The 24864-nt window shown below is 60.2% G+C and carries 28 protein-coding genes; 15 read left to right on the top strand and 13 right to left on the bottom strand.

Translation table 11 applies throughout. From position 1 onward, the window contains the following. Positions 1-305 precede the first annotated feature (305 nt). From pyrC to htpX, 3 genes are all read left to right on the top strand, one after another. Positions 306-1343 (top strand): dihydroorotase, encoded by a 1038-nt coding sequence (gene pyrC / locus L63ED372_RS01750; protein ID WP_062402458.1) that lies wholly within the window; start codon positions 306-308, stop codon positions 1341-1343. A gap of 77 nt (positions 1344-1420) precedes the next feature. Further along, positions 1421-2167, top strand: coding sequence for a DUF3025 domain-containing protein (locus L63ED372_RS01755; RefSeq protein ID WP_062407516.1), 747 nt, complete (start codon positions 1421-1423; stop codon positions 2165-2167). A gap of 69 nt (positions 2168-2236) precedes the next feature. Next, on the top strand, positions 2237-3112 hold the full coding sequence (gene htpX / locus L63ED372_RS01760; protein WP_062407518.1) for a protease HtpX: 876 nt from the start codon (positions 2237-2239) through the stop codon (positions 3110-3112). Here the strand turns inward: htpX and L63ED372_RS01765 are convergent. The 6 genes from L63ED372_RS01765 to L63ED372_RS01790 are packed head-to-tail and all read right to left on the bottom strand — an operon-like array spanning position 3107 to position 6901. Beyond that, positions 3107-3751, bottom strand: a complete 645-nt coding sequence (locus tag L63ED372_RS01765) for a histidine phosphatase family protein (RefSeq protein ID WP_062402462.1) — start codon at positions 3749-3751, stop codon at positions 3107-3109. The two genes, htpX and L63ED372_RS01765, sit on opposite strands and share 6 nt — an antisense overlap. Before the next feature lie 12 nt (positions 3752-3763). Further along, the gene (locus tag L63ED372_RS01770) at positions 3764-4405 is read right to left on the bottom strand and encodes a DUF4136 domain-containing protein (protein WP_062402465.1); all 642 of its coding nucleotides are present in this window, start codon (positions 4403-4405) and stop codon (positions 3764-3766) included. An 18-nt stretch (positions 4406-4423) separates the two neighbouring features. Beyond that, a complete protein-coding gene (gene ttcA / locus L63ED372_RS01775) occupies positions 4424-5362 on the bottom strand; it encodes a tRNA 2-thiocytidine(32) synthetase TtcA (RefSeq protein ID WP_062407520.1) in 939 nt (312 codons plus the stop codon). 5 nt (positions 5363-5367) lie between these two features. After that, positions 5368-5739: a dihydroneopterin aldolase gene (locus L63ED372_RS01780; protein WP_019426540.1), complete on the bottom strand. Its 372-nt coding sequence runs from the start codon at positions 5737-5739 to the stop codon at positions 5368-5370. Continuing rightward, positions 5736-6131 carry a dihydroneopterin aldolase gene (locus tag L63ED372_RS01785; protein WP_062402468.1) on the bottom strand — a complete coding sequence of 132 codons (396 nt, stop codon included), beginning with the start codon at positions 6129-6131 and terminating at the stop codon, positions 5736-5738. Before L63ED372_RS01785 ends, L63ED372_RS01780 begins: the two co-directional genes overlap by 4 nt. After that, on the bottom strand, positions 6128-6901 hold the full coding sequence (locus tag L63ED372_RS01790) for an SDR family oxidoreductase (protein WP_197275303.1): 774 nt from the start codon (positions 6899-6901) through the stop codon (positions 6128-6130). The genes L63ED372_RS01785 and L63ED372_RS01790 overlap by 4 nt, the downstream gene beginning before the upstream one ends. Before the next feature lie 118 nt (positions 6902-7019). Between L63ED372_RS01790 and L63ED372_RS01795 the strand changes: the two genes are divergently transcribed. The 4 genes from L63ED372_RS01795 to L63ED372_RS16310 all read left to right on the top strand — a co-directional run bounded on the left by L63ED372_RS01795 (position 7020) and on the right by L63ED372_RS16310 (position 9946). After that, complete coding sequence (locus tag L63ED372_RS01795) at positions 7020-8150, top strand: class I SAM-dependent methyltransferase (RefSeq protein ID WP_082431557.1); 1131 nt, start codon at positions 7020-7022, stop codon at positions 8148-8150. An 18-nt stretch (positions 8151-8168) separates the two neighbouring features. Beyond that, positions 8169-8363 (top strand): DUF2905 domain-containing protein, encoded by a 195-nt coding sequence (locus L63ED372_RS01800; protein ID WP_062402471.1) that lies wholly within the window; start codon positions 8169-8171, stop codon positions 8361-8363. A 156-nt stretch (positions 8364-8519) separates the two neighbouring features. Continuing rightward, positions 8520-9365 (top strand): hypothetical protein, encoded by an 846-nt coding sequence (locus L63ED372_RS01805; protein ID WP_231624531.1) that lies wholly within the window; start codon positions 8520-8522, stop codon positions 9363-9365. Between the two features lie 146 nt (positions 9366-9511). Further along, positions 9512-9946 carry a hypothetical protein gene (locus L63ED372_RS16310; RefSeq protein WP_156343530.1) on the top strand — a complete coding sequence of 145 codons (435 nt, stop codon included), beginning with the start codon at positions 9512-9514 and terminating at the stop codon, positions 9944-9946. A gap of 483 nt (positions 9947-10429) precedes the next feature. On the opposite strand, the gene L63ED372_RS01815 is transcribed toward L63ED372_RS16310, so the two are convergent. Next, on the bottom strand, positions 10430-11380 hold the full coding sequence (locus tag L63ED372_RS01815) for an IS30 family transposase (protein WP_062402482.1): 951 nt from the start codon (positions 11378-11380) through the stop codon (positions 10430-10432). A gap of 135 nt (positions 11381-11515) precedes the next feature. On the opposite strand from L63ED372_RS01815, the gene L63ED372_RS01820 reads away from it, so the two are divergent. From L63ED372_RS01820 to trxC, 6 genes are all read left to right on the top strand, one after another. Beyond that, entirely contained in the window at positions 11516-11815 is a 300-nt protein-coding gene (locus tag L63ED372_RS01820) for a hypothetical protein (RefSeq protein ID WP_062402485.1), read from the top strand. An 89-nt stretch (positions 11816-11904) separates the two neighbouring features. Next, positions 11905-12498: a C39 family peptidase gene (locus L63ED372_RS01825; protein WP_231624532.1), complete on the top strand. Its 594-nt coding sequence runs from the start codon at positions 11905-11907 to the stop codon at positions 12496-12498. Between the two features lie 48 nt (positions 12499-12546). Beyond that, complete coding sequence (locus L63ED372_RS01830) at positions 12547-13449, top strand: DUF2059 domain-containing protein (RefSeq protein WP_156343531.1); 903 nt, start codon at positions 12547-12549, stop codon at positions 13447-13449. Positions 13450-13836: 387 nt separating this feature from the next. Next, the gene (locus tag L63ED372_RS01835; protein WP_231624533.1) at positions 13837-14052 is read left to right on the top strand and encodes a hypothetical protein; all 216 of its coding nucleotides are present in this window, start codon (positions 13837-13839) and stop codon (positions 14050-14052) included. A gap of 14 nt (positions 14053-14066) precedes the next feature. Beyond that, on the top strand, positions 14067-14327 hold the full coding sequence (gene infA / locus L63ED372_RS01840; protein ID WP_019426546.1) for a translation initiation factor IF-1: 261 nt from the start codon (positions 14067-14069) through the stop codon (positions 14325-14327). A gap of 95 nt (positions 14328-14422) precedes the next feature. Further along, positions 14423-14869 carry a thioredoxin TrxC gene (gene trxC, locus L63ED372_RS01845; RefSeq protein ID WP_062402493.1) on the top strand — a complete coding sequence of 149 codons (447 nt, stop codon included), beginning with the start codon at positions 14423-14425 and terminating at the stop codon, positions 14867-14869. A 45-nt stretch (positions 14870-14914) separates the two neighbouring features. Here trxC and L63ED372_RS01850 read toward each other — a convergent pair whose 3' ends face one another. The 5 genes from L63ED372_RS01850 to L63ED372_RS01870 form a co-directional block, all read right to left on the bottom strand. Further along, entirely contained in the window at positions 14915-16165 is a 1251-nt protein-coding gene (locus tag L63ED372_RS01850) for a multifunctional CCA addition/repair protein (RefSeq protein WP_062402495.1), read from the bottom strand. Between the two features lie 14 nt (positions 16166-16179). Further along, the gene (locus L63ED372_RS01855) at positions 16180-16863 is read right to left on the bottom strand and encodes a glutathione S-transferase family protein (RefSeq protein ID WP_062402498.1); all 684 of its coding nucleotides are present in this window, start codon (positions 16861-16863) and stop codon (positions 16180-16182) included. A gap of 173 nt (positions 16864-17036) precedes the next feature. Beyond that, positions 17037-17996: a complex I NDUFA9 subunit family protein gene (locus L63ED372_RS01860; protein ID WP_062402500.1), complete on the bottom strand. Its 960-nt coding sequence runs from the start codon at positions 17994-17996 to the stop codon at positions 17037-17039. Beyond that, complete coding sequence (locus L63ED372_RS01865) at positions 17993-19081, bottom strand: M14 family metallopeptidase (RefSeq protein ID WP_062402503.1); 1089 nt, start codon at positions 19079-19081, stop codon at positions 17993-17995. The genes L63ED372_RS01860 and L63ED372_RS01865 overlap by 4 nt, the downstream gene beginning before the upstream one ends. Positions 19082-19093: 12 nt before the next feature. Further along, positions 19094-20305, bottom strand: coding sequence for a M20 aminoacylase family protein (locus L63ED372_RS01870; RefSeq protein ID WP_062402506.1), 1212 nt, complete (start codon positions 20303-20305; stop codon positions 19094-19096). A 144-nt stretch (positions 20306-20449) separates the two neighbouring features. On the opposite strand from L63ED372_RS01870, the gene L63ED372_RS01875 reads away from it, so the two are divergent. Both L63ED372_RS01875 and L63ED372_RS01880 read left to right on the top strand, forming a co-directional pair. Continuing rightward, positions 20450-22540, top strand: a complete 2091-nt coding sequence (locus L63ED372_RS01875) for a molybdopterin-containing oxidoreductase family protein (protein ID WP_062402509.1) — start codon at positions 20450-20452, stop codon at positions 22538-22540. Next, positions 22533-22826: a polyhydroxyalkanoic acid system family protein gene (locus tag L63ED372_RS01880; protein WP_062402511.1), complete on the top strand. Its 294-nt coding sequence runs from the start codon at positions 22533-22535 to the stop codon at positions 22824-22826. The genes L63ED372_RS01875 and L63ED372_RS01880 overlap by 8 nt, the downstream gene beginning before the upstream one ends. A 52-nt stretch (positions 22827-22878) precedes the next feature. On the opposite strand, the gene L63ED372_RS01885 is transcribed toward L63ED372_RS01880, so the two are convergent. Beyond that, positions 22879-24855 carry a lytic transglycosylase domain-containing protein gene (locus L63ED372_RS01885; RefSeq protein ID WP_062402514.1) on the bottom strand — a complete coding sequence of 659 codons (1977 nt, stop codon included), beginning with the start codon at positions 24853-24855 and terminating at the stop codon, positions 22879-22881. Between the last annotated feature and the right edge of the window lie 9 nt (positions 24856-24864).

Here is a 24864-nt window from a genome sequence, read left to right on the forward strand (position 1 = left end):
AGTCCTTGCGGGGCTTTGCTTCGCTCGCCCCTTGAGTTCAATCCCCGAAGCATTTGGGCCTGATCGGCAGAGTTGCCTTCTTTTGTCGGTTCTCCACCAATGCTCGCACCAGAGGTGGGGCTGCGGGTTGGGGCGATTTGGCGAGCTTGCGAGTATGAGCCCCGGCCCGCAGCCCCGCCTCTGGTTCCACGAGCCGTTCTCCCATGAGCCCAAGCCCGCACACCTACCTCTGGCAATCGCAAGAACAGCGCACCTGTGCCAACCAAGGCCAAAACGAAACCCAGCAGGTTTGAGACAATACGCCCATGACCCAAGAACTCACCCTTACCCGCCCCGATGACTGGCACCTGCACGTACGCGATGGCGCCGCCCTGAATGTGGTGGTGCCTCACACCGCCGCCCAATTCGGCCGCGCCATCATCATGCCCAACCTCAAGCCGCCCGTGACCACGGCCGAGCAGGCGCTGGCCTACAAGCAGCGCATCTTGGCCGCCGTGCCTGCAGGCATGGCCTTTGAGCCGCTCATGACGCTGTACCTGACAGACAACCTGGCCCCGGCCGAGATCGCCCGTGCCAAAGCCGCAGGCGTGGTGGCCTGCAAGCTCTACCCGGCAGGCGCCACCACCAACAGCGACGCGGGCGTGACCGACCTGCGCAAGATCTACCCCGTACTAGAAGCCATGCAACGCGAAGGCGTGCTGCTGCTGGTGCATGGCGAAGTCACCTCCTCCGACATTGACCTGTTCGACCGCGAAGCGGTATTCATCGAACAACATCTCAAGCCGCTGCGCCGTGACTTTCCGGGCCTCAAAATCGTGATGGAACACATCACGACACAAGAAGCCGCGCAACACGTGGCCAGCGGCGATGACTTGCTGGGTGCAACCATCACGGCACACCACCTGCTGTACAACCGCAACGCCATCTTCACAGGCGGTATTCGCCCGCATTACTACTGCCTGCCCGTGCTCAAGCGCGAAACCCACCGCCTGGCGCTGGTCAAGGCGGCGACGTCAGGCAACCCGCGTTTCTTCTTGGGCACCGACAGCGCCCCGCACCCGGCGCACCTCAAAGAGCACGCCACGGGTTGCGCAGGCTGCTACACCGCGCACGCTGCCATCGAGATGTATGCCGAAGCCTTTGAGCAAGTGGGCGCATTGGACAAGCTTGAAGGCTTTGCCAGCTTCTTTGGGGCCGACTTTTATGGTCTGCCGCGCAACACCGGCACCATCACGCTGCGCCGAGAAAGTTGGACACCTGCAGAAAGCTTTGCGTTCGGCGAGGCCGAACTCAAGCCCTTGCGCTCGGGAGAAAGCCTGCCGTGGCGTCTGTTGGCGGGCTGAGCCCGAACCGGGCGGGGCTGCGCTGCGCATCCGCCACCAACTTGGGTGTCGCCGACATCGATTGGGACGCGCCTTGGCTGGCCGACTGGCGGGCGGTGGGCGAGCCCATCGCACGGCAAGTAGCGGCAGGCGTGCCCCAGCCCGAGGCCTTGAATGCGGCGGGCCGGGCTCCCCTGCGTTTTGTGCCACAAGCCGACTTGCCCGAAGGCCAGGCCTACGAAGACTTCATTTTTGCCACGGGCCAGGTGCCCACCCGCGAGGGCTTGCACGACTTCTTCAACGCCCTGTGTTGGATGCAGTTTCCGTTGGCCAAAAAGCGCCTCAACCACTTGCAAGCCCGCGAAATTGCTCGCGCTGGGGTGGGGCAGGTGCGTGGCCCGGTGCGCGATGCCGCGACCGTATTCGATGAAAACGCTGTCCTGATCCAGACCTCCGATGCGGTGTGGACCGCCCTGAATGAGCACCGCTGGTTCGACGCCTTTGTCGGTTTACGCGGTGAGTGGGCACACACGCGGCTTTGGACTTTTGGCCATGCCGCGCTCGAAAAAGCGGTGCAGCCCTACAAATCGATCACCGTGCACCTGTGGCGTGTGCCACAAAGCGTGGTGAAAACCGAGCTGGATGCTTGGCTGGCGCAAGACCTTACGCCTGAAAAACTGGCCCGCAAACCCTTCAGTCCTTTGCCCCTGCTGGGGGTGCCCGGCTGGTGGCTGGCCAACGAAGACCCGGCGTTTTACGCCGATGCCAGTGTTTTTCGGCCCCGCAGAAGTTCCCGCCTGTCTGAAAAACCGTACGCCAATGCGGAAATCACGCCCATGGCTTGATTTTGCAGTCCGACACCCTAATATCCGTCCCAACGTGCCCGCGTCTTTCGGGTGAAAGTGAAACTCAACATGAAACGCATTTTTCTTTTTGTGGTGACCAACCTGGCCGTGGTGCTGGTGCTGGGCATCGTCGCCAACTTGCTGGGCGTCAACCGCTTCCTCACGTCCAACGGCCTGAACCTGGGCGCTTTGCTGGGTTTTGCGCTGATCATGGGCTTTGGTGGCGCCATCATCTCTTTGCTCATGAGCAAATGGATTGCCAAAATGTCCTCGGGCGTCAAGCTGATTGACCAGCCCGCCAACGCCGACGAGGCCTGGATTGTGGACACCGTGCGCAAACTGTCTGATAAAGCCGGTATCGGCATGCCTGAGGTGGGCATCTTTGAAGGCGACCCCAACGCCTTTGCCACCGGCGCTTTCCGTGACTCGGCCTTGGTGGCCGTGTCCACGGGATTGCTGCAAAACATGAACCACGAAGAAATCGAAGCTGTGCTCGCCCACGAAGTGGCGCACATTGCCAACGGCGACATGGTCACCATGGCCCTGATCCAGGGCGTGATGAACACCTTTGTGGTCTTCATCTCCCGCGTGGTGGGTTATGCGGTGGACAGTTTCTTGCGCAAAAACGACGAAGAAAGCACGGGCCCCGGTATTGGCTACTACGTGACCACCATCGTGATGGACATTTTGTTGGGTGTTCTCGCTGCGATCATCGTGGCTTGGTTCAGCCGTCAGCGCGAGTTCCGCGCCGATGCCAGCGCAGCGCAGCTGATGGGCCGCAAGCAGCCGATGATCAACGCCTTGGCCCGCCTGGGCGGTGTGCACACCGCCGAGTTGCCCAAGAGCATGGCCGCCATGGGCATTGCCGGTGGTATCGGTCAGCTGTTCAGCACCCACCCACCCATTGAGCAGCGCATCGCCGCCCTGCAAAACAGCGCTTTATAAAGACGATTCGTCTTCGGCCAAGTCGTCCAGGTGGGAGGTGTCCCCCCAGCCCACCAGCGACAGGCCTTGTGGTGTCCACAGGAGGCGATTGACGGCGGTGTTGGTCAGCGCCCAAGTGCGCGGCGCTTGCAAATCCAGGCGAGCAGCGGCGCGGTAAAGGATATCCAACACGCCGCCATGGGCGACCAGCACCATGTGTTGCCCGGCGTGGGCCGCGGCCAAGGCCTCTACGGTTTGGATCACCCTCTCACGCAAGACCGTCAGTGATTCGCCCCCGCCCGGTGGTACCCAGTCCGGCGTGCGCTTGCGCCAGTGCCAAGCGTGTTCGGGCAGCTCGGTTTCGATTTGGGAAAAGGTTCGGCCTTGGAATGCGCCAAAGTGGCGCTCTCGCAAACCTGCATGCACCGTCACCGTCTTTCCAATAGATTTCGCAATCGCTTGGGCTGTGGTGTGGGCGCGAGACAGGTCGCTGGCATAAACCGCATCGATGACTTCGCGCTGCACCAAGGCTTGGGCCAGATGCTGGGCTTGGCGCAGGCCCACCTCGTTGAGTGGGATGTCGAGGTGGCCTTGCAGACGGGTGTCGACGTTCCATGCGGTTTCTCCGTGGCGAATCGCCGAAATTCGTGTCGGTTCCATAAATTGTTGACGTCAGCGTGGCACCTCGATGTTGACCCGGCGTGGGCCTGCGGGTGGGTTGGGAAAGTTCGCCAGCGCCGCCTGGAACAGGGTGGCAAAGATCGGCACGCTGTCGCTCCAGGGTCCTGCGTGGCTGGCGCGGGTTTCGTAGACCACCTGGCCTGATTTCAGGTCGCGCATGACCACGCTGACTTCGCGGCGGTAATGTGTGGGGGGTGGAAAGCGCATGCCCACACCCAGTCCGACGTGCGAGCCCAAGTTTCTGCCAAAACCCGAACCGATGGCAATGCTGCCGTAAGGTGTCCAGCCCGACCCGAGGGGGCGGCCCCAAGGGTCGGCCAGGTATTGCGTACCGCTGAAACCCACCATCACACTCAGGCTGGCATTGGCGTCGTCGCGCACCAGACCCACGGCCGTCATGGCGGCCTGGGCTTGCTGCTCGGCCAAACCGGCTTCGGGGTTGTGCACCTGCGAGGGCAGGCGCTCAAAGCGGTACTTAGCGCCCTGCAAACTCATGCCGGGCGGCGCGGCCGCCACCGAGACCACATCGCTGTCGATCAGCCGCACCGAGGCGCAGCCCGTCAAAAAGCTCAAGGCCAATGCCGCCACGGCCACTGAAAACCACCGCTTGAGCTGCCGAGTTGCTGTGCGCATGCGCTGTCTCCTTTCGAATTACATGGAGATGACCTGAATGCCCGGCAAAGAAGGCTCCTTGAACTCTTCCTCGTCAAAGGCCTTGTCGCCGTCATCCGATTCGACGCCCGTGATTTTCAGGTCCTTGAAGCCGTGCAGTTTGGCGTCCATCAAATGCGAAGGCACCACATTTTGCAGAGCCGCAAACATGTTTTCAATGCGGCCGGGGTACTTCTTTTGCCACTCGCGCAGCATGTTGCCCACCTGCAGACGTTGCAGGTTCTCCTGGCTGCCACACAGGGTGCACGGGATGATGGGGAACTGTCGGTGTTCTGCCCAACGGATCAGGTCGGACTCGGCCACATAGGCCAGCGGGCGGATCACCATGAACTCGCCGTTGTCGCTGACCAGCTTTGGGGGCATGCCCTTGAGCTTGCCGCCAAAAAACATGTTCAAAAAGAAGGTCTGCAGTATGTCGTCGCGGTGGTGGCCGAGCGCCAGCTTGTTGCACTTCAGTTCACGCGCCACGCGGTACAAAATGCCCCGGCGCAGACGCGAGCACAGGCTGCACATGGTCTTGCCTTCGGGGATTTTGTCTTTCACGATCGAGTAGGTGTCTTGCGTCTCGATGTGGTACTCCACTCCCAATTCCTTGAGGTACGCCGGCAGGATGTGGTCTGGAAAGCCAGGTTGCTTTTGGTCCAGGTTGACTGCCACCAGCTCGAAGTCCACCGGGGCACGGGCCTTCATCTTGAGCAAGATGTCGAGCATGCCGTAGCTGTCTTTGCCGCCCGACATGCAGACCATGATGCGGTCGCCCGCTTCGATCAGGTTGAAGTCGCTGATGGCCTGGCCCATTTGGCGGCACAGGCGCTTTTCGAGCTTGTGGGTTTCACGCTCGATCTTGACGGCCTTGGCAGCCTCTGATTCGGCTTGTGCTTGTACCCAGGCGTTGTCGGCTTCTTTGTCTGTGTTCATGAGGTTCACCACTGTCCGGTTTCCATGCGAATGGCCACTTCGCAGTCTTCAAAAATTTCAAGTTTGGCAATCTTGACGCGCACGCCCAACACGCCGGGCAACTGCATCAGGCGGTTCGAGACTTTGCCGATCAGCGTTTCGAGCAGGTTGATGTGCTCGGCCGTGCATTCGTCGATGATGATTTTGCGCACCTTGCGGTAGTCCAGCACCGAGTGGATGTCGTCGTCGCTGGGCAGCAGGGGTTGGGTGCCCAGGTTCAGCTCGGCGTCCACCTGAATCGGCTGCGGGTCTGTTTTTTCGTGTTCCAGGATGCCCAGGTTGGCGTCAAAGCGCAAACCGGTCAGCTCCAGGGTTTGGTGTCCGGCAGGGGTTTTCATGTCGGGCTTTTGGTTTGAAAAATTTCCACCCCAACCGCTTCGCAGTCTGGGTACACATCGGGTTTGCAGCTGGACAGGCGCACCGCCTGCACCTGCGGGTGGGCGATCAGCGCGCGCATCAGGTCGTCGCACAAAGTCTCTTGCAGCACGATGTGGCCTTGGGCCACCCGGCGCGCAATCACCTCGCGGATGAAGTCGTAGTCCACCACCTCGGCCAGATCGTCTTGCGTGGGGGTGGACGCGCTGTAGGGCACGAACAGCTCCACATTAAAAATGATGCGCTGGGGGCCGAGCTTTTCAAAGTCGTGCGCGCCGATGCGCACGTCCACCGTGTGGTTGCGCAGAAACAGGCGGCGGCAATTCAGCGTCAAATCGGTCATCAGCTCGCTCATGCGGGGTCTTTCGGTTCACCCAAAAACATCACATCCCGCGCCAAAGGCACCAGGTGCTGGCCGTTGTCCACGCACACCGTGGTGCCGGTGATGCAGGGGTTTTGTGCAAGGAACAAACAGGTGGCCGCTACCTGCGCTGGGTCGATCGGTTCACGCAGCAGGTTCACCCGGCTGGCGCGGTCGAAGTTCTCTTGGGTTTGCGGGCCGCTCAAAAACATCAGGCCCGGGGCCACGCCGCACACCCGCAAGGGCGCCAGGGCTTGGGCCTGCAAGGCCACGGCCCGCTCCAGGGCCAGTTTGGAGACGGTGTACGAAAAATAATCCGGATTCAGATTGAACACCTTCTGGTCGAGGATGTGGACCACGCTGCGCTGGCCGGGCTGGGCTTCGGGCGCGGCCTGCTGGGCCATGAGGGATGCCAACAGCATGGGCGCGATCAAATTCACTTCGATTTGCTGGCGGGCTCCGGCCAAGTCCATGTCGCAGCCCTCGTCCGGTTCGAACAGCGAGGCGTTGTTCACCACGCAGTCGAGCGGGCCGGTGGTTTGGGTGATGTGGGCCATCATGCGTTTGACTTCGGCGCTTTCTGCCAAGTCGGCCTGCACCAGTCGCACAGTGGCGCCTGTGGCGTGCAGCGATGCCTGAAGTGCCAAGGCGGCTGGGGCTGAGCGCTGGTAATGGCACCACACCTGCCAGCCCGCTTGCGCGAAGCCCCGGCACAGGGTCGCGCCCAGACGCAAGGCGCCGCCAGTGATCAGTACGTGTTTCAAAGAGATGCCGCAGGGAGATGGAAAGGTGCAATTATCGGTGATGGGCCTTGACCTTGTGGTGTCCTTGTCCATGGTCTGCGTCGGGCGTGCACCTTCGGCCCGAGCGCTGAGCCCGCCCATGCGCAGAGGGACCAAGGATAATCCAGGGGTGACCCATGTTCCTCCACTTTCCTCCGAGCTGACCCTGCGCATCCACCAAGCCATCGCGCAAGCGGGTGGCTGGATCGGTTTTGACCGTTTCATGGCCATGGCCTTGTACGAACCCGGCTTGGGTTATTACACCAACGCCCTGCAAAAGTTCGGCGCCATGCCGTCTTCGGGCAGCGATTTTGTGACCGCGCCGGGCATGTCGCCGCTGTTTGGCGAAACCCTGGCGGTGCAGGTTAAAGAGGCACTGGAGGCCACAGGCTCGGATGAAGTCTGGGAATTTGGCGCGGGCACCGGAGCCCTGGCCTTGCAGTTGCTGGGCAGCCTGGGCGACGCGGTGGCGCGGTACACCATCATTGACTTGTCGGGCACTTTGCGTGCCCGCCAGGCCGACACTTTGCTGCAACACGCGGGCAAAGTGCGATGGCTGGACACCTGGCCCGAGGTCATCGAGGGTGTGGTGGTGGGCAATGAGGTGCTGGACGCCATGCCGGTGCAGCTGCTGCAGCGCACGCAGGGCATCTGGCACGAGCGTGGGGTGGTCAGCGCTGGTGAAGCATTCGCTTGGCAAGACCGGATCACCGATTGGCGTCCGCCTCTCGAGATTGAGGGTGAGCACGATTACCTGACCGAAATTCATCCCCAGGCCGAGGCCTTCGTCACCAGCCTGGCCGAGCGCCTGCTGGCCGGGCGGGGTGGGGCGGCGTTCTTTCTGGATTACGGCTTTCCTGAGGCCGAATACTTTCACCCGCAGCGACACATGGGCACCGTCATGTGCCACCAGCTCCACCAGGCCGACGACAACCCCTTGGTGGCGGTGGGTCAAAAAGACATCACCGCACACGTCAATTTCACGGGTGTGGCCTTGGCCGGGCAAAACGCAGGCTTGAATGTGCTGGGCTACACCAGCCAAGCCTGGTTTTTGCTCAACCTTGGTTTGGCCGAGCGCATGGCCGCCGCCAGCTTGGCCGAGCGCAGCCAAGCCCAGCGCCTCATCAACGAGCACGAAATGGGCGAGCTGTTCAAAGTGGTCGGGTTCTCCACGTCGTCCGATTTGGCCGCTCAGGGCTTTGCCCGGGGCGACCGCTCGCACCGCCTCTGAGCGGTATCAAGGCAAGCTATGTTGCGCTGGCTCATCGTGGTGTTTCTGGCACTGATCATTTTCAGTGGCTTGCAAAAGTGGCTGCAAAAATTTGGCTTTGGCCGTTTGCCCGGCGACTTTCGGTTTCGGCTGTTCGGGCGCGAATGGTTCATCCCATTGACCAGCACCTTGCTGCTCAGTCTGTTGGCGGCCGCCATTGCGCGGTGGGTATAAGCCAAGTGAATTGGGCAGTATTTCTTCAGCCATCAGCCCTGAATTTCCAGGGGTTTGGTTGACTTCATGGGGGGGGGGGCAGGTAAAATTTTTTTACATCAAAAGTTTTACAAAAATACCACCTCCATGTTGCTACGAGCTTTGTTGACTTGTCTCTTGATCACAGCGTCCGTTTCCGGGCGGGCGGATTTGCCTTTGACCGTGGAGAACCTGATCACGGATAAATCCAAGTTCAAATTGGACCTGTCGGTGACCTATGCCAACCTGGACCGTCAGGGGGTGTTCACAGGTGAACCCATCACAGTTCAAACAGGAGCCACTTCCTTTGTCAGCTTGCCCACGTTGATTGGTGAGAGTCGTGGCAACAGCGACTCTGTGGTGGGCACACTGGGCTTGCGCTACGGCTTGACGGGTAAGGCCGAAATCTTTGCCCGAAGCACTTACTTGGCCAGTAGTAGCCGCACAAGCAATGCATCAGGCACAAGCCAAAGCAATGACAATCACTTTGCCGATGCTTGGGCAGGCATCAACTACCAGTTCAAAAAAGACGACGACACGCCCGCTTTGTTGGGCTTTGCAGAAATTGCCCTGCGCGAGAAGCACACGCAAGGCAATAGTTCTTTCAAATCAGGCCTTGTCGGATTGACCACCTACAAAGCCATCGACCCTGTGGTGTTCGTCCTCACCACCGCCTACCGCTTCAACCAAAGCCGCGAAGACGGTGCAAAAAGTTACAAGCCCGGCAACTTGTTGTTGATCAACCCCAGTATTGCTTTTGCTGTGAATGACCGTGTCACGCTCACCACAGGAATGCTTTGGACCAACCGCCAAGCCGATCAATGGGACGGTCAAGCGCAAGGATTCAGACGCACCAGCAGCGACTTGCTGTTGGGCGTGGGCTACGGTATTTCGAAGGGAAGTACCCTCAACACGACATTCAAGCTCAACGCTTCAGGCCAGGCCGGCGCTGAATTGAGGACGAATTGGTTGCACAGCTTTTAAAAAAACGGGCGGCCAAAGCCGCCCGACAGGAATTGGTGGTGCTGATACACCGCCAATAAAGTTGGCCGCGCCAGCACGCTGCCAAAGGTGCCTCGGGAGTCTGTTTCGAGGCTTGTTGTTGTAGTTTGCAAAATGAGGAGTCTAGTATGAGTAAATTAAAACATGCCGCCTTGGTGCTGGTGGCTGCGAGCCTGATGACGGCACAAGCCCAGGCAAGTGAACCACCTGCGACCCAATTGCAGGCCCAATCTGTTGCAGCATTCAGCGATGCAGAGATTGCAGCGATGTTCGATCCTTCGGGGCCGTCGATGCAGTTGGCGATGCTGTCTTCTGTTGAGATGAAAGAAACTGAGGGAGCTTGGGGCTTTTGGGGTGCCGCAATCGGGGGGTTAGGTGGATTTTCAGGATTTGCCATAAACAACCGTATTTCAGGTCATAACTGGTCTTGGGCTAATGCTGGGGCAGCCACCTTTCGAGGCGCTATGTCTGGTGCGACTGCTGGCCCTGTTGGTGTAATTTGGGGCTTCAATAGAAATATTGCCTTTGGTACAGCCCAAGGCGTATTCAATCGCTTGCGTTAAACCCAAATGACCATGTCAATCAAATCAGTAATCATTTTGGCATGGTCATTTGCGATGGTTACTCATCTTTTTTTCATCAATATTTTTTTGGCAGGAATTTTTCTGTTCGGGATCCCGCAAATTTACAGAGAATCCAAGGCCAATTTGGATCTATCCAGTGAGTCTGGTTACCTTCGAAACTTAGTCCAGATGTGCAGAGCAAACCTTACATTTGTATTGTCATTTTTTCTGTATCTGATGGTTGTTTTCTTCAATTGAAAATGCTTAACACCTCTCTTGCACTCTTTTTCCTGCGAGCACAGCCCTTTCCGCGCTTTGACTTCCCTCGTTGGCACGCTGTCTTGGCGGTCTCGCTGATTGGGATTTTGGTGGGCTTGGACCCAAGTTTGGCCGCAACGCCGCCAGGAATACCAGAACCACCGCTTTGGCTTGCTGCTGTTTTGGGTTTTCTCATGACTTGGGCAGCGTTTAGTGTGGGCGGATTCAAGTACGAACTGCAACACGGTTTAACGAGGCGTGAAACACCTCGTGGGGTGTCTTGAATCCCAGCCGCTTTCTGGGCCGGTGATTCAATCTGTTTTCGATCATAGTCAACTCCTCATCGGTGACAGTTTCCATGCGCCGTTTCTTGGGAATGTATTGGCGCAGCAAACCATTGAAGTTCTCGTTGCTGCCGCGCTGCCAGCTGCAATACGGATCGGCAAAGTAAGTCTGGATGCCAAGGGCCTGATCGATGGCCTGGTGATCGGCAAACTCCTTGCCGTTGTCTACCGTCAAGGTCTTCACCCGTGAGCTCAGGGGCTTGAGCATGCCTTCAATAGCCCGGCCCACCAAATCAGCAGACTTGTTGGGCACTTTGGCCAGCACAGCAAAGCCACTCTTGCGTTCTACCAGTGTCACGATGGCTTGTTTGTGAGCCGCGCCAATAACGGTATCACCTTCCCAGTGGCCCACTTGCTTGCGATCTTCAATGTGGCTTGGTCTCTCGCTGATCGGGCGGCGGTTCGGGATCTGACCACGTCTATCACGCCCGCACAGGTGGCGTTTGCGCCGAGGCTTTTGGCTACGCAGGTGCGTGTGTAAATCACCACCGGCAGCCTTGTTCGCATAGACATACAAATAGACGCTCTCATGGCTGACCGCCACCTTGCCTGCAATCTGCTCGGGGCTCCATTGAATGCCAAGGTAGAAATCCACATCGGACCAGACTTTGGAATCTAAACGGCGGGCATTACGGCTTCGCTGTGCCCGCTCAGAAGCCTTGGCGCAGGCTTGTTCGGCGCGATAGCCACGCTGACCGCGGCCACGGCTGAGTTCGCGGCTGATGGTGCTGCGGCTCCTGCCCAATGAACGGGCGATCTCGCTGATGGTCTGTTTGGCTTTCAAGAGGCTGTGAATTTGGTATCGTTCTTCTCGGCTGAGGTGCTTGTACATCTGGCAACTTGGACTTGGCGGTTTGAGTGGCCATGATGCCTTGACATCCTCAGCCACCCATCACCGGGTTTATCTTTGTTGCACCTCGTACTTGAATCCGCCGTGGTTTTTGGCGTCCTGCGCTGTTAATTGCTAATGGCCTTTCCCTTCGATCTTTTGGATTTGGTATTGCCTGAGATCGCGACTTGGATGGCGGGCAAGTCCAGTTCGGAAAAACGACGATTTCGTCGAGCCGGACTGGGCTTGCTTCTTTTGGGAGTTCTATTTGCTGTCTGCGCATTTGTTTTCCCAAAGGTGGCGACTTGGGCCTTTAACTCTCTAGAGTGGGCCTATTTCATGACATTTCTTTTTTCTGGATGTGGTTTGGGTTTGTTGGCTTGTATTTGGTACGACCAAAAAAAGCATATTAAATCGAGTGATGAGGGCCAAACATGATGAGGCGACAAGCTTAGAGAATTTGGCTTTGGTTGGGAGTTTTGAGCCTGGGCGTCGCCCATGGCGTTCAAGCTCAAATGTCGACCGCGATGGTCAACACGCACAGCGGTGTGTTGCAAGTGCCAGTCAAAAATTGGAAAACTTTGCGCGATGCGCAAGTGGTCAAGCAAGACCTGGATTACTCGTGTGGTGCCGCTTCGTTGGCCACCTTACTGAACTATTTTTATGGACAAGATTTGACCGAGGAAGCTCTTCTCAAGGCCATGGACAAAGGCGATGGACGGGCCAGTTTTGAAGACATGGCCAAGGCCTTGCCCAAGTTTGGCTTCAGGGCGCAAGGATTTGCGGCCAGTTGGGAGCAGCTCACACGCTTGAAAATGCCCGTCATTGTCTATGTCAAGCATCGAAAGAACGACCACTTTTCTGTGTTGCGAGGCATCAACCAGGACACCGTGTGGTTAGCCGATCCCAGTTTGGGCAACAGGACTTACAGCCGACAACAATTTTTGGCCATGTGGCAAACGCGCCAAGCTTCAGAAAACGCCGATTTATCCGGGAAGTTTTTGGCGATTTTGCCCATGCAGGCAGACGCCAAGCAGCCGGACATTTTTTTCACCAAAACACCCGAGCGGCAAACCGGTTTAGCCTTGCAAATGCTTGCCCATCAAAGGAAGTCCAATTGAGTGGTTTGTCAGCGTTTCAGTTCGATTAAAAAAGGGAGGAAAATCAATATGAGAAATAGAGTCCAAGGTGCATCTCAAAGCTATGTGTGGACTTGCTTGCTGTGCTTGAGCTTGAGTTTGTCGGGGATGACAGCCGCGGCACAAGTCCGTTCAGGCTCGGACAAGCCCGCCGCCATAGCTGAAAAGCAAAATGAAGAAGCGGGTCATTGGCTCATGACGCAGATGGCCTTGCTTGAAGGATTGCGGCAAATACCTGAGCAAATCGATATGGGCTTGCAGCAGGCCCAAGCGCAGGGCATGCCACTTGAATTGGCCAAAGTGGTTCAGCGCTCAGGTCGTGAGGTTTATGACCTCAAGCAGCTCGAACCCCAAGCCTTGGCTTTGCTGCTCAAAAGTCTGCGTTCTGAACATTTACAAGCCTGGACCGTGTTTTACAAAACGCCTTTGGGTCAGAAAATTGCAGTCGCCGATATCCAAGGCGCAAGCGCTCAAACCATGGGTTTTGTGATGGAAAACGCCCCCAAAATCATGGCTGAATTGGCCGCTGACACGTCTCGCATGGCCTTGATTCAATCGGTGGTCGATGCCAGCCAATCGGTGGATCGGGCCGTGTCCATGAACATGGCCATGAGCTTGGCCATGGAGTGGGCGTTGGTGTCGGCCATGCCCGATCAGCCGGGCAAACCTACATTCCGCCAGCTGCAAGACCATGTGGAGCAGCAACGGTTTGTGATGCGCAGCCAAATGTCGCAATGGGTGTTGGCACACGCGGCACATGTTTACAAAAACTTGAGCATTTCCGAGCTTCAACAAATACTGGCTCAAGCCAACTCACCTGCAGGCCAGGCGCTTTTCCGCGGCTTTGGTCCAACCTTTGCAGATTGGATCAACCAGTATGCGCAGCGCTTGGGTCAATCGGTTCGTCAAGGGCTCCAAAAACAGGGTGTCTGAAGTTCGGGGTCAGGTGCAACGAGGGCGCCTGACATCGAACGTGTTACAGTGCACACGCCATTGGCGACTTATGCCCATCTCGCTCTTTCTGAGCCGATAGCGCATCCCGGCAGAGGGATGCCAGTCTTGTCCTCCACTGTGCACATCGCCCGCCATGCTCTATCAAGCTGGGCCCAGACGATTTTTTTGCTTCCTTTTTTGACGCACCTCTGCACGGTGCTGTTGTTGGGCAGGCCTTGCGGCTTGCTGATGGGGGGCGCTTTTTTGGCAGCAGGACATGCCAAGACCCGTGCCGCTGCACAGCCCCCAAGAGGGCCGAAAAAAGCGGTTCGACCCCCTTCGTTAAAATACATGACTATTTCATATTGTTCACACCAACCCATCTCCATGGGAAAATTCCGAATTCAGCCGTGCTCCAGGGCTTTGCCCAATGGCGCATTTGGCGCGCAAGTGTCCGTGGCCAGTGGCCGTGGCAGCGCCAGCACCGACCGCGTGATGCGGTTTGTGCCCGAATTCGCCACACCGGCCGCCGCCAGCCAATACGCCCTCGATGAAGGCATGTTGTGGGTAGAGCGCCAGACGACGAAACCGATCCTGCTTTGAGAAAGACGTTTTAAATGGCTAAAGAAGAACTGATTGAACTGATGGGCGTGGTCAACGAGGTGTTGCCCGATACGCGTTTTCGCGTGACCCTGGACAACGGCCACCAACTGATTGCTTATTCGGCCGGCAAGATGCGCAAGAACCACATCCGCATTTTGGCGGGTGACCGCGTGACGCTCGAGCTCTCGCCTTACGACCTGAGCAAGGGCCGCATCAGCTTCCGTCACCTGGCTGGCCGTGCCCCCATGGCGCCTCGTCGCCCACCCGCACGCTGATTCTGGTCGCTTCTTTGCGTTGACATGCGTCAACGCGCAAGGCTCTTGAATCGCGGAGCATGATCCCCAAGTGTTTTTGAAATACAGGGGACTCCATGACCGTTTCAGCCGACGCCTTGCACATTGTTTGTCCGCACTGCCACACCACCAACCGGGTGCGTGTGGCCGATCTGCACAACGCCCCCGATTGCGGACAGTGCCACACACCTCTTTTTGATGGCCGCCCTCTAGAGCTGAACGCTGCCAGCTTTGACAAGCACATTGGCCGCAGCCATGTGCCGGTGCTGGTCGACTTCTGGGCCCCTTGGTGTGGTCCGTGCCGGATGATGGCCCCGGCATATGAGCAGGCCGCAGGCCTTTTGGCGCCGCAGGTGCGTGTGGCCAAACTCAACACCGAAGAAGCGCAGGCCATCGCTGCCCGCTTCAACATCCGCAGCATCCCCACACTCGCCTTGTTTGTTGGCGGCCAAGAAGTCGCCCGTCAGGCAGGTGCTTTCCGCTCGGCGCAAGACATCGCCGACTGGACGCGCTCGCACCTTTGAACTTTCAACGGGTCTTGTACAGGCCATCGCCCACAGGGCGGGCTCCTACAGAGAAGCTGCGACCGCTCTGATGCGGGCTTTGGAAATCTGCTCACCGATTTGTGGACCTTTGAGGCCTTGAGCGGCCGCGGCTTGGGCAATGGGCGCTGTCTCGATAGACAAGGCGGCCTGCTGTGCTTTGAGCAAGCGTTCGGCCTGTGGGTAAGCCGACTCTTCCAATCCGAGCCGTCCCCGCGCATCGCACTCACACGCTTGCAGTACCCGCGCAAAGCGCTCGGGCTGCCGAATCGCGTCACAACGGTCCAGCAAGCGCATCAGGGCTTCTGGCCCCATCTCGGCGCTGCGGTGGATGTTGCCGTGCTCACGCGCCACCACTTCGGCCAGTTCTTTGCAGTCGGTGGGCACGCGCAGGCGCCCACACGTTTTTTGTAAAAGTTTCACACTGCGCCCTTCATGCCCAATGTGGCGGGGCAGCACGTCGGCCGGGGTAGTGCCTTTGCCCAGGTCGTGCATCAGGCAGGCCACGCGCACGGGCAGCGGCATGTTCAGGCGGGCGCTCATGTCCATCACCAGCATCATGTGCACGCCCGTGTCCACTTCGGGGTGGTACTCCGGGCGCTGGGGCACGCCCCACAAGCGGTCCAGCTCGGGCAGCAGCACCTTGAGGGCACCACAGGTGCGCAGCACCTCAAACATGCGCGAGGGTTTGGCGCTCATCAGCCCGCGTGCCAACTCCTGCCAGACACGCTCGGGCACCAGGTGGTCCACCTCGCCGTCTTCGACCATCTGGCGCATCAAGGCCATCGTCTCATCGGCCACAGAAAAGTTGGCAAAGCGCGCCGCAAAGCGAGCCAGCCGCAGGATGCGCACCGGGTCTTCGGCAAAGGCCTCGGTCACATGGCGCAGCACCTTGTTTTGTAGGTCTCGCCCGCCACCATAGGGGTCGACGATCTGGCCTGTCCATCCGCTGGGTGCGGCATGGGCCAGCGCCTCGGGCACTGCCATGGCGTTGACGGTGAGGTCGCGCCGGGCCAGGTCTTCTTCCAGCGAGACGCAGGGGTCGGCTTGCACCGCAAAACCTTTGTAGCCTCGCGCCGTTTTGCGCTCGGTGCGGGCGAGAGCATATTCCTCGCGGGTTTGCGGATGCAAAAAAACCGGAAAGTCTTTGCCCACGGGCATGAATCCCTGATCGGTCATGGCCTCTGGCGTGCTGCCCACCACCACCCAGTCGCGGTCGTTGACGGGCAGTCCCATCAAGGCATCGCGCACCGCACCACCGACGACAAAAACCTGCATGCCCGTGCCCGCCTTCAGCGAGCCACCCGGAAGGGCTCTTCGAAGTCGATGAAGTCCTGCTCGGCCAGCGCCTCATCGATCCAAGCTTTGACGCCGGGCAGGGCACACACGCGCTCCATGTAGGCCGCCACATCGGCTGGCACGGGCAGGGCGTAGGTCTTCAGGCGCATGACCACCGGGGCAAAGTAGGCGTCGGCCACGGTGAACTGTCCAAACAGCATGGGGCCGCCGTGTTCTTGCAGCAAGCCGCTCCAGAGGCTGCAGATGCGGTTCAGGTCGGCTCGCACGGCAGGTTTGTCGCGCAGTGCCAAAGCGCCGATGTCTGGCAGGTGCGCCTCGATGTTCATCGGGCAGGCACTGCGCAGACCCGTAAAACCGCTGTGCATTTCGGCGCAGATGCTGCGCGCGCGTGCCCGAGCGGCGCGGTCCGCAGGCCAAAGCTGTTTTTCGGGAAACTGTTCGGCGACATATTCGGCAATGGCCAGCGTGTCCCAAATGGCCAGGCCATCGTGCACCAGCACGGGCACCTTGCCCACCGGGTTGACGTCTTTGAGTGCGGCCTTGAAGTTGGAGTCGGGCGCGAAGCTGTCAAAGCGGACATAGACCTCTTCAAAATCGATGCCTGCCTGGCGCAGCAGCACCCAGGGGCGCATGGACCAAGACGAATAGTTTTTGTTGGCGATGTAGAGCTGGATCATTTTTATCTCCCGTGAATCAGAGCCCACATGTTAGCGCTCACAGCTGTTAACAAGAGGCAGATTACACCGCCAAGATGTGTGAGGGGATGCGGCGGGTGACGATTTTCGGTACCCCGTCATGAGGAACCCGTCGCATCCCCTCGCACGTCCACCCATGCCGCTTGCAAGTGGAATCAGCGCCCAGCACCCGCACGCCAGCGGTTCAACTTGCTGCGTGGACCACGATGACCAAGATATCCGGGAGCGACACCTGCAGCAGACGAGGCAGAGATGCCCAAAGCAGGCAAACGAGGCAGTTGGCCCGTCGCGATGTTGTCGACCTTCATCGAAGCCAGGTTGTCCCGGCTCATCAGGGGCTCACCCGGGGCCAATTCCATGGCCGCAGCTTGGAGCCAGCCCACCCACATCGGCAAACCGATGACCGGGCGGCCTCGGCCCTCGTTCACCCCCGCCCACTGACCCGCACGATGGACCAATTCGCCCAAGGTCATCACGTCCGGGCCGCAGAGTTCGTAGGTCTGACCCACGGTGTCCAACTTTTGCAGGCAAACGACCACAGCACGCGCCACATCGCCCACCCAGACGGGCGCAAAGCGGGTGCCACTGCCCGCCAAGGGCATGAAGGGCGCCACGGCTTGCAGATCGGCAAACAGGTTGAGAAATTTGTCTTCGGCGCCAAAGATCACACTGGGGCGCAACACCGTCAGCTGCAGCCCCGCGTTGTGCAACACCGTCTCGCCCCGCGCCTTGCTGCGCTGGTACATCGAGGGGCCTTGTGGATCGGCACCCAAAGCGCTGATGTGCACCAGGCGTTGTACGCCCGCTTTTTTCATGGCGCTGGCGATCTTGCCGGGCAGATTTACGTGCACGCTTTCAAATCGCTCTTCACTGCCGTGCAGAACCGCCACCAAATTGACCACCGCATCGTGGCCGGGGATCAAGCGGGCCAAATCGGCTTCTTGGTGAACATTCGCCTCGATCACCGTCAGCCCGGGCAAGCTTTGCACACGCGCCGCGTTCACGGCGCGGCGGGTGGGCACGGTGATGTGCCAGCCCAGGCGGGCGAGTTGTTCGCAGACCTGACGGCCGACAAAGCCGCTGCCCCCCAAGACCAAAACGCACGGAGCGTTCATGCCGCGCTCAGGCCCGTGACGGCCTGGTGCATCGCGTCCATGGCCTGGTCCACGATTTGGGTGCGCCAAGTGTCGGTGTCGGTGTAGAAGGCGTCCATCAGATCCTGCTTGATTTTTTGGCGCAGGGGCTCGGGCGCCTCGGGGTGCAGGTGCAGCCAGTGGTCACCACGCAGAGCGTTCATGACCTGCAACTGAGGCTGGGTGCCATATTCCATGGCAATGCCGGTGTACTCTGCCTGCGGACACTCTTGGTAGGCCGACATCCACATCAAACCCGTGAGGAAGGCCGAGGTGGAGGAACCGTCGTAAATGGACGTGATGCCTTGACCCCACCAGGCTTTGGCGCGGGCATAGGCTGCGGCGTCGTCGGCACAGGCAAAAATGCGCTCACCCAACCCATTGGGTCCCAGCCCGGTGTGCAGGTCAATCCACGCCAACTTTTGGCATTTTTGACCGTATTTTTGCAGCACTTGTCTCACCGTCAGGTTGCTCCAAGTGGGCGCTTTGCCGCCGTAGAAGAGGCCCTCCGGAAAGTCGTGCTGGCCCTTGGAGACGGCCGCTTGCAGCGCGTCCATGCCCCGCTCAGCGATGTACTTCTGAACAGCGGCCAAATTGGCGTTGTCGGGTGGCCAGACCTCAGGCAACAAGAGCGGTTGCACTTCTTTGTAGGGCGCGTTCTCGGGCAGGGGTTTAGAAAAATCCTGGAAATTGCGGTTGATGTCCACGTTCTCGTGCGTCACGCGGCGCACATGCGAAAAACCGTGCGGGTTGAGCGCGTGGATGTACAGCACAGCGACGCCACGGGCCTTGGCGGCCTCGCGCCAGGCGGTGTTTTGCAGGGCGTGGATTTGCACGCCCGAGCCGCAGTAACCCTCCACGCCATGGCAGGCACTGCTGATGATCAGCAGCTGCTTGGCGTCGGGCGCGCCGTCCAGCACCACATCCATGGCCAGCTCTTCGCCGTCACGGCCCTTCAAGGGGTGGATGTTGGAATCTACCGTCAGGCCTGCAGCCTGCGCGGCATTCAGGAATTTCTGGCGGGCTTCGGCGTAGCTTTTGGAAAAGCCGGTTTGGATATCGGTCATGCGCTTGTCCTGTCAGGCGGTTTGTGTGGGTTGGGCCAGCCACTGCGTGGCGAGTTCCACCCAATAAGTGCCGCCCAAGGGGATCAGGTCGTCGTTGAAGTCGTAGCTCGGGTTGTGCAAGGTGCAAGGCCCGCCGCCGTGGCCCATTTCGCGGTGTGCGCCGTCGCCGTTGCTGATGAAGACGTAAGCACCGGGCTTGGCCTGCAGCATGTACGAAAAGTCTTCTGCGCCCATGGTGGGTTCTTGTGGCATCACCTGCTCGGCACCCACGATGGCGCCCATCACTTGGCGGGCAAAGTCGGCTTCGGCGGGACTGTTGATGGTGGGCGGGTAGTTGCGGTGGAACTCGAATTCGCACTGCGCGTCAAAAGCCGCGCAAATCGACTCGGCCACTTGTTTCATGCGCTTTTCGATCAGGTCCAGCACCTCGATGCTGAAGGTGCGCACGGTGCCCTGCAACTCGCACGAGTCGGGCACCACGTTGGTGGCTTCACCCGCGTGGATCATGGTGACCGAGATCACGCCTGCATCCACCGGTTTTTTGTTGCGGGTGATGATGGTCTGGAAACCTTGCACCATCTGGCAGGCGATCGGGACCGGGTCGATGCCGTTGTGGGGCAGCGCGGCGTGGCTGCCTTTGCCACGCACAGTGATCTTGAACTCGTTGCTCGACGCCATCACGGGGCCAGCACTCACAGCAAAGGTGCCCACCGGGGCGCCTGGCCAGTTGTGCATGCCGAACACGGCTTGCATGGGGAACTTGTCGAACAGACCGTCTTTGATCATCTCGCGGGCGCCGCCGCCGCCTTCTTCGGCAGGCTGGAAGATCAAATACACCGTGCCGTCAAAGTCGCGGTGCTTGGCCAAGTGTTTGGCCGCAGCCAGCAGCATGGCGGTGTGGCCGTCGTGGCCGCAGGCGTGCATCTTGCCTTGGTGTTTGCTGGCGTGGGCGAAGGTGTTGAACTCTTGCATGGGCAGCGCGTCGATGTCGGCACGCAGGCCAATGCCCCGTCCACAAGCGCCGCCATCGCGACCGTGCACGATGCCCACCACACCCGTGGTGCCCATGCCGCGGTGGATGGGGATACCCCAGTCGGTCAGCTGCTGGGCGACCACATCGGCCGTGCGCACTTCTTGGAAGCACAGCTCGGGGTGGGCGTGGATGTCTTTGCGAATGGCCGCGATGCTGGCCGCGTCGGTGAGAATGGAATCAATGATTTTCATGGGTACAGTCTAGCCACACTTGGGTGGGCTTGCCAACACCCCTGTGCACATGGGGGACAAGTGGGCCAAGCGCCGAGGGCCGGGTTTGGGCCACAATGGGACTGTACTTTCGTCCCCAGTCAGATCGATTCTTTGCTCAGCCCCATGACCGACACCTTTTTGGCGCCTCAGACCGTGCGCGGCGCGTGCCCACACGACTGCCCCGACACCTGCGCTCTGCTGACCACCGTGGAAAACGGCCGCGCCACCAAAGTCCAGGGCAACCCCGCCCACGCGCCCACCGATGGCGTGTTGTGCACCAAAGTCTCGCGCTACACCGAGCGCACCTACCACCCCGAGCGCTTGCTGCAACCCCTGCGCAGGGTGGGCCCCAAAGGTTCGGGCCAGTTTGAGCCCGTGGGCTGGGACGAAGCCTTGGACGCCATTGCCGCCCGGCTGAAAACCATTGCCGCACGCGACCCGCTGGCCATCCTGCCCTACAGCTACGCGGGCACCATGGGCTTGGTGCAAAGCGAGTCGATCGCGGCGCGGTTTTTTCACCAGCTGGGCGCGTCGCTCTTGGATCGCACGATTTGCGCCTCAGCCGGGGCCGAAGCCCTGACGCAGACCTTGGGCAACAAGGTGGGCATGAAGAACGAGTTTTTTGCCGAATCCAAGTTGATCGTGATTTGGGGCAGCAACTCGGTTGGCAGCAACCTGCATTTCTGGCGCATCGCCCAGGCGGCCAAGCGCCAAGGCGCCAAGCTAGTGTGCATTGACCCCCGGCGCAGCGAGACGGCCGAAAAATGCCACGAACACATTGCCCTGCGCCCCGGCACCGATGCCGCGCTGGCGCTGGCGCTCATGCACGAGCTGATCGTGCACGGCTGGCTCGACCAAGATTACATCGACCGCTACACCCTGGGCTGGGACGCCTTGAAAGCGCGTGCGCTGCAATGGACGCCCGAGCGAGCGGCTCAGGTGTGTGGCGTGCCGGTTGAACAAATCCGCCAGCTGGCGCGTGACTGGGGCACGACCCAGCCCGCTGCCATTCGCCTGAATTACGGCATGCAGCGCGTGCGCGGCGGCGGCAACGCGGTGCGGGCCATTGCCTGCCTGCCTGCGCTCACCGGGGCTTGGCGGCACCGGGCGGGCGGGGTCTTGCTCAGCAGTTCGGGGCATTTTCCGGTGCGGCGGGCGGCTTTGCAGCGGCCCGACTTGCTGGGCGAGCGCCGTCCCCGCACCATCAACATGAGCACGATTGGCGACGACTTGCTGCGCCCAGCATCGCCCGCATTCGGCCCCCAAATTGAGGCCTTGATCGTTTACAACAGCAACCCGGTGGCCGTGGCCCCCGAGTCGGGCAAGGTGGTGCAAGGCTTTGGCCGCGAAGACCTGTTCACCGTAGTGCTGGAGCATTTCCAGACCGACACGGCCGACTACGCCGACTTCATCTTGCCCGCGACCACGCAGCTGGAGCACTGGGACATCCACACCAGCTACGGCCACACCGATGTGTTGCTCAACCGGCCAGCCATTGCGCCCGTGGGCGGTGCACGCACCAACACCGACATCTTCCGGGCGCTGGCCCAGCGCATGGGGTTTGACGACGCGTGTTTTGCCGAGAGCGACGAAAGCCTGTGCCGCAGCGCCATCGGAGACGCGCAAGACTTTGAGCAGCTGCTTGAGCATGGCTTCGCCTCTTTGCCTGTTCCCGATGCACCGTTTGCGCAAGGCGGTTTTCCCACACCCTCGGGTCGCTGCGAATTTTTCAGCCAGCGCCTGGCCGATCAGGGGCTGGACGGCCTGCCCGACCACCTGCCCAACTACGAGTTGGCCGCACCCGGTGGGCGCTACCCGCTGGCCATGATTTCGCCGCCTGCGCGCAACTTCCTCAATTCGACTTTTGTCAACGTGCAAAGCCTGCGCGACATCGAGTCCGAGCCGGTTCTGGAGATGCATCCCGAGGATGCGGCCCAGCGGGGCATTCACGACGGTGCGGTGGTGCGTGTGTTCAACGACCGGGGTACTTACCACTGCAAGGCGCGGGTGAACCAGCGTGCCCGGCCCGGTGTGGTCCATGGCTTGGGCATTTGGTGGCGCAAGCTGGGGCTGAACGGCACCAATGTCAATGAGCTGACCAGCCAGCACCTGACCGATTTGGGCCGAGCGCCCGTGTTTTACGATTGCCTGGTCGAGGTGGCGCTAGACGCCACTTTTGCACCCCAACCCACCTTGAAAGCTCCACATGCCTGAGTTGACGATTGAACGCGAACACACCTTGGGTCTGGCGGGTGCCCGTGTGGTGGCCGAGCGCTGGCGCGAGCAAGCCGAGCAGGAGTGGGGCATGAGCTGCGAGTCAGAGCCAGGTGAGGCTGTTGACCTGATGCGCTTTGCCCGCAGCGGGGTGAGTGGCGAGCTGAAAGTGACCGAAACCCGGTTTGATCTGCAGCTGAAACTGGGTTTTTTGCTGGGTGCCTACAGCGCCAAGATTGAGCAAAAAATCAAGGCCAACCTGGACGAGTTGTTGGGACCTGCCTGATCTGTGGGGTCAAGGGCGCACCGACCCCCAGGGTTGGGTTGCGCTGCTGGCTTCACGGTAAATCCGTGTTGACTTCGGTGGTGCTCGCGTTGCGGGGCCCCACCTTGCCCAGTCGGGCTTTGAGTGACTGGGGTTGGCGCGTCAAGATGGCGGCGTAGTTGGTGGTGTTGGAGAGCACCTTCTTGACGTAGTCGCGCGTTTCCAGAAACGGGATGTTCTCTGCCCAGATGGCCGCATCCAGCACGGGGCCGTTGCGCCATTGGCGTGGCCGGCCGGGTCCCGCGTTGTAGGCGGCTGTGGCCATGGGCATGGAGCCTTCGAAATCATCCAGCACCAGTTTCAGGTAGCCGGTGCCAATGGCCACGTTCACCTCGCGGTCGGTGATTTGGTCTGGGGTGAAGTGGGTCAAGCCGATTTTTTTGGCAGTCCATTTGGCGGTGGCAGGCATGACCTGCATCAGGCCCGAAGCCCCCACGTGCGAGCGGGCGTCCATGACGAAACGGCTTTCCTGGCGGATCAGGCCGTACACATACGCTGGGTCGAGCCGGATGTCGCCAGCGCGGCGCACCACCGTCTCGCGCAGCGGCACGGGGTAGCGCTGGTCAAAGTCGATGACGTCCTTGGTGCGCTCGCTGGTGTTGATGCATCGGTCCCACACCTGGCGCTGGCAAGCCAGGTCTGCTGCAGCCAGCAATTCGCGGTCGTTCATGCCGCCGGGTGTGTGCAGGTTGGTGCTGTAGTTCCATTCCCGGTTGCCTTCGGGGCGCAGACCGATCTGGATGGCGTACAGGGCGCGTTGCAAACCGGGGTTGACCAGGGCAGCGGCTTTTTCTTGGGGGGTGAGCGCTGTGGGGCGCTCGGGTACGGTGATGGCCTGGCCCAGGTCTTCCAGTGCCAGTTGCTCATAAAACCCGCGCACGCTGGCGATCTGGCGCAACAGGCTTTGGCCTTCCTGACGCTGGGCTTCGTTCTGGGCCGTGCTCAGCAGGGCACGCGCACGCCAATAGATCCAGGTGGGGTCTTTGCGGGCGTCGGCGCTCATGGCCAGGGTGGCGCTCAGCACCTGTGGCCATTGGCCTTGGCGCAAGGCGGCACGCACTTTCCAGGCCAGCAGGTCGTCGTTCAGGTCGCTGTCTTTTTGCACTTTGGCAAAGTGTTGCACGGCGTTGTCTTGCAGTTTTTGGGCGGCTTGTTTGCCGATCACGCCCCATGTCCAATTGCGCTCCTCAGGGCTCAGCTGAATGGCCCAACGCTTGCTGAGCAAATCCGCGGCCTCGTCCGGGTCTTTTGCGGCCAGCCGGATCAGGGCCAGCACAGCCAGCTCTTTGCGGCTGCGTGTGATGGCCAGGATGCGTTTGTCCAGGTATTTGGCCGGGTCCGCGTGGATCAGGTTGACTTGCTCGGACAGGCGGGGCGCCTCGATGTCAACGGCCACTTGCGCCGCGCGGGGGCGGTTGGCGTCCATGGCGATGCGGGCTTTGCGCCACAGGTCCAGCGCCTGGATCTGACGGCCCGAGTGCAGGTGCTCAGCCACGTAAGCGCAGCCGTCATCGGGCTCGCGCTGCGCGTACCAAAGCCGCAGCGCTTCTTCGGCCACATCGGCCTTGCTGTTCATGGCTTCGGTGGCCAGGGCGTAGCAGCGCACCTCGCGGTCGTCACGCATGCGAAAGCGTGGGTATTCGGCGGTGAAAGTGGCCCAATCGCGGCGCTTGCCCAGCTGCAGCAGCCAGTCGTTGCGCAGGCGGTCTTCGTAGTAGCTGCCTGCGTAGGTGTTCAAGAAACTGCGGATTTCAGCGCTGGAGGAGGTGTCTAGGCGGGCCCGCATGTCCCAATAGGCGGCCAGGGGCTCCAGCACATGGCCACGGGCCTGGGGCAGCAGGGCAGACAGGCGGTTGCTGTCTTTTTTGCGGAAGGCTTGGTGCATCTCCAGCAGCACCTCGTCGCCTCGGTTTTGGGCTTGGGCAGGCCTGCCCCACAGGCCTGTCAAGGCGATGGCGCTCAGCAGTGTCAAAATGCATCTGAATTTCATGGGTCGATT

The organism is Limnohabitans sp. 63ED37-2, assembly GCF_001412535.1.
Lineage (GTDB): Bacteria > Pseudomonadota > Gammaproteobacteria > Burkholderiales > Burkholderiaceae_C > Limnohabitans_A.